Source organism: Kocuria sp., from assembly GCF_030536815.1.
Lineage (GTDB): Bacteria > Actinomycetota > Actinomycetes > Actinomycetales > Micrococcaceae > Kocuria > Kocuria gwangalliensis.
In genome coordinates this window covers 1-3,978 of sequence record NZ_JAUNPE010000178.1, presented here as the reverse complement: position 1 = coordinate 3,978, position 3,978 = coordinate 1, and the positions used below count along the sequence as shown (strand labels likewise).

The window sequence follows — 3,978 nt, the reverse complement described above, 5'->3', positions numbered from 1 at the left end:
CACCCACGGCGGCGAGACACTCCTGGCCGGCACCATGGACTCCAAAGACGCCTAGGTCTACCGGGGGCTGGACACGACGTGACGACGTCGCTCCAAGCCCCGGGGCGGCGTCGTTGCGTCGAGGTCGGGGTCACCTATAAATGGATCGGGTCCGGTAAGATCGCCAATTGTCATTCTCGTTCAGCTCCCGCCCCCCTGTGGAGCCACCCCCGGAACGTGTAGCGCCAATAGAGAGGCACGTCCGTGTACAAGGAAAACGCTCCGGCTGAGAGCGCTGGCACCGAGGGCCAGGGGTTGCGCCGCAGCTTGGAAACCCGACATATGACCATGATCGCCATGGGAGGCGCGATCGGTACGGGTCTGTTCGTGGCCTCCGGTAACTCGATCGCCACCGCTGGGCCCGGTGGCGCTTTGGTCGCTTACGTCGCGATCGGCTTAATGGTGTACCTGTTGATGCAGTCCCTGGGAGAGATGTCTGCGTGGCGGCCCACGTCCGGTTCGTTCGGTGATCACGCCGCGAATTACGTCTCGCCGTCCTTCGGTTTTGCCATCGGATGGAACTACTGGTTCAACTGGGCGATCACCCTGGCTGCGGAACTCGTGGCCGCAGCCCTGGTGATGCGCTACTGGTTCCCGGACGTTCCGTCCTGGATCTGGTCCGCGTTGTTCCTGCTCACTGTTTTCGGACTGAATGCGTTGTCCACGCGCGCCTACGGTGAGGGTGAGTTCTGGTTGGCCGCCATCAAGGTGGCCGCGGTGGTCGTGTTCCTGGGACTGGGCGTTTTGATGATTTCCGGGATCATGGGCGGCGAACCGTCCGGTTTCGACAACTGGACCACGGGTGAGGCGCCGTTCGTCGGCGGGCCCATCACCATTCTGGCCATCTTCATGGTGGCGGGTTTCTCGTTCCAGGGCACCGAACTGGTCGGCGTGGCCGCCGGTGAGGCCAAGGACCCGGAGCGCACGGTTCCCAAGGCTATCCGCACCGTGTTCCTCCGTATTCTGCTGTTCTACGTGGGTGCCATCACCGTGATCGGATTCCTGCTGCCCTACACGCACCCGAACCTGCTCGCCGCGGACATCGAGGACATCGCGATCTCACCCTTCACTCTGGTGCTGGAGAACGCCGGTGTGGCCTTTGCTTCCTCGATCATGAACGCGGTGATCCTCACGGCGATCCTGTCCGCCGGTAACTCCGGTTTGTATGCCTCCACGCGTATGTTGTGGTCGCTGGCCATGGACGGTAAGGCACCCAAGTTCCTGCGCAAGCTCAACAGGCGGGGCATCCCCATGCGGGCGCTGCTGACCACCTCCGTTTTCGGGTTGTTGGCCTTCGGCACCACCTGGTTCGGCGACGGCGCCGTGTACAGCTGGCTGATCAACGCCTCCGCGCTGGCGGGGTTCATTGTGTGGGCCGGCATCGCCTGGACCCACTACAAGTTCCGCAAGGCCTTCAAGGCGCAGGGCCGCTCGGTCAAGGAGTTGCCGTTCCGCGCCAAGTTCTTCCCCGCGGGGCCGATCATTGCGCTGGCCATGTGCTTGTTGGTGATTGTGGGCCAGAGCTACGAGGCGTTCATCAACAACACCGTGACGCCGCTGTCCTTGCTCACGTCGTACATCGGACTGCCGTTGTTCTTGGCGTTCTGGTTCGGGCACAAGTTCGCGACCAAGTCCCACGCGATTGCTCCGGCCCAGGCCGACCTCTCCCGGAATCCGCAGATCGTGGATCGCAGTGGTGACCTGGTCTAGAACACCACCACGGTGATCAGTCCCAGGACACCCAGGGCCAGCACCGCGGTGGACGTCACCACCACGGCCACCGCGTCCGGGGTCACGTGTTCGTTGCTGATTCCCGCGGAGCCGCGACGGTATCGCGAGCGCTGAGTACTGTAAATGCCAATGGCGGTACAAGTGGCCACGCCGAACAGAGTCAGCACGAATGGGCCGTGCGTGGGCAGCCACCTCAGGAAAATAGCAGCCGCGGTACACAGGGCCAGCATGGTGCGTCCCCAGGACAACACCGTGCGTTCGGGCTGCAGCCCCGGGTCCTCATGACGTGGTTGCGCGGTACGTGTCATGGCTCAGCGGGTCAGGATGACAACCACGAGCACGCCGGAGGCGATGGCCCCGCCCACGGCGACCAGCGGCGCAATGATCGGCAACGGTAGGGGCGCTCTGTGCCGCATGGAGCGCTCCACCCTGAGCCAGCGGATGGTCGCGCCAGCGCTCAGCAGCATGCCGAGAAGCAACAGCACCGTGGCCAGGAATTTCCGAATGGGCAGGTCGAAGAGGTCACCGGTGAACGCCTCGATGGCAATGCCGCCGGCCAGGAATGCCAGGGAGGTGCGGATCCACGCGAGGAACGTGCGTTCGTTGGCCAGGGTGAAACGGGGGTCCGGCTCGCTGCCGCCCTTCAGGACGCGTTTGCTGAGCGAATCACGACGGCGCTCGCCGGGGTCTTCTGCGGAACTCACCGGGTCTCCTTTCACGGGGTGCGCTGGGATCAGTCACCGGGGTACTAAGGCAGCTTCTCGGGTGACACACACTGTCGCGGTGCGGTAGATCGTTCGGAATCCGCGGGTGTCCGCGGTCTATGCGAAAGAATGAGATCAACTGCACGTTACGACCTCGCGGAGGCGCACCTTGAGCTCCACACATTCTTCGAGCAATGATCCCACGCAGTACCGTGACTCCTCACAAGAGTACGTGCCGCACGGCGGAGCCCCGGGGCGGAACCCCACCGTGCCCGCCAACCAGGTCTCCCCGTACGGCCAACCTCCCGGCCGCTGGGAGTACGTGCCTGCCAGTCCCCAGGACGCGCAGCAACAGGTCCAGGCGGCCAAGAGCGCGGAGACGTCACTGGTGCTGGGCATCATTGGTGTGGTGATGCTTCCCGTCCTCGCCCCGTTCGCCCTGTGGCAGGCCTACAAGTCCGAGAAGCTGGGCGGTCGCGCCACGGCCGGCAAGGTTCTCGGCTGGGTGGGTGTCGCCCTGCTGATCCTCGGCGTCCTGTGGCTGATTGCAGTCTTCGCGTTCTTCGGCCTGATGATGAACGAACTCGATTCAGTGACCCGTTCCAGCCTTTGACGGGACCACCCCTCACCGGGATGATCCCGTCCGCGTGTCAGCTCGTCACCAGATCGCCACGCGCTCCTCCTGCGGAAGCCACATCCGGTCCGACTCCCGCACGTCGAAAGCCTCGTAGAAGGCAGCCACGTTGCGCGGGGTCTGGGCCGCGCGGAATTCCGCGGGGGAGTGCGGGTCCGTGGCGATGCGCGTCTTCAGGGCTTCATCGCGGGATTTCTCCTGCCACACGTAGGCCCAGGACACGAACAGCCGCTGTGCCGGGGTGAAACCGTCGATGGGCTCGGTGTCCGGGGCGTCCTTCTTGTCCTGCGCGGCACGCCAGGCCTTGTACGCAATGGACAGTCCGCCCAGGTCTCCGATGTTCTCACCCAGGGTCAGTTCGCCGTTGAGCTTAGGCGCGTTCTCGGAGCCCTCGAACTGCGCCGGGGACAGCGCCGCGTACTGGTCCACGAGGCGCGCGGTGCGGGACTCGAAGGCCTCACGATCGGCGTCGGTCCACCAATTGCGCAGCTTGCCCTCACCGTCGCAGGTGGAGCCCTTGTCATCGAAACCGTGGCCGATCTCGTGACCGATCACCGCACCGATTCCCCCGTAATTGACGGCATCGTCAGCGTCCTGGCTGAAGAACGGGGGCTGCAGAATTGCTGCCGGGAACACGATCTCGTTGCGCAGCGGGTGGTAGTAGGCGTTGACGGTCTGCGGGGTCATCAGCCACTCGTGCTTCTCCACGGGCTGGCCGGCCTTGCGCGCGATCTCATCCACCGCGAACTGCGAGGTGCGCACCACGTTGCCCACCAGGTCCTGCCCGTCCATGGACAGCGCCGAGTAGTCCTTCCACTTCTCCGGGTAGCCGATCTTGGGCGTGAACCCGGAGAGCTTCTTGAGCGCCTC

At 64.5% G+C, this 3,978-nt stretch carries 5 protein-coding genes; 2 read left to right on the top strand and 3 right to left on the bottom strand.

Annotated elements, in window-relative coordinates:
- The first annotated feature begins 321 nt into the window (after window positions 1-321).
- The gene (locus tag Q4E95_RS11630; protein ID WP_303383463.1) at window positions 322-1,749 is read left to right on the top strand and encodes an amino acid permease; all 1,428 of its coding nucleotides are present in this window, start codon (window positions 322-324) and stop codon (window positions 1,747-1,749) included.
- On the opposite strand, the gene Q4E95_RS11625 is transcribed toward Q4E95_RS11630, so the two are convergent.
- Window positions 1,746-2,078, bottom strand: a complete 333-nt coding sequence (locus Q4E95_RS11625) for a DUF202 domain-containing protein (protein WP_303383462.1) — start codon at window positions 2,076-2,078, stop codon at window positions 1,746-1,748. The genes Q4E95_RS11630 and Q4E95_RS11625 overlap by 4 nt on opposite strands.
- A 3-nt stretch (window positions 2,079-2,081) precedes the next feature.
- Window positions 2,082-2,474, bottom strand: a complete 393-nt coding sequence (locus tag Q4E95_RS11620) for a YidH family protein (RefSeq protein WP_303383461.1) — start codon at window positions 2,472-2,474, stop codon at window positions 2,082-2,084.
- A gap of 169 nt (window positions 2,475-2,643) precedes the next feature.
- Here Q4E95_RS11620 and Q4E95_RS11615 point away from each other — a divergent pair, with 169 nt between their 5' ends.
- Window positions 2,644-3,087 carry a DUF4190 domain-containing protein gene (locus Q4E95_RS11615; RefSeq protein WP_303383460.1) on the top strand — a complete coding sequence of 148 codons (444 nt, stop codon included), beginning with the start codon at window positions 2,644-2,646 and terminating at the stop codon, window positions 3,085-3,087.
- 45 nt (window positions 3,088-3,132) lie between these two features.
- Here the strand turns inward: Q4E95_RS11615 and Q4E95_RS11610 are convergent.
- On the bottom strand, window positions 3,133-3,978 hold an 846-nt coding region (locus tag Q4E95_RS11610), incomplete at its 5' end, for a M13-type metalloendopeptidase (protein WP_303383459.1).

Bases quoted from the DNA above. Each gene is read 5' to 3' on its own strand.
- Q4E95_RS11630 (WP_303383463.1), top strand. From the start codon at position 322: ATGACCATGATCGCCATGGGAGGCGCGATCGGTACGGGTCTGTTCGTG.
- Q4E95_RS11625 (WP_303383462.1), bottom strand. From the start codon at position 2,078: ATGACACGTACCGCGCAACCACGTCATGAGGACCCGGGGCTGCAGCCC.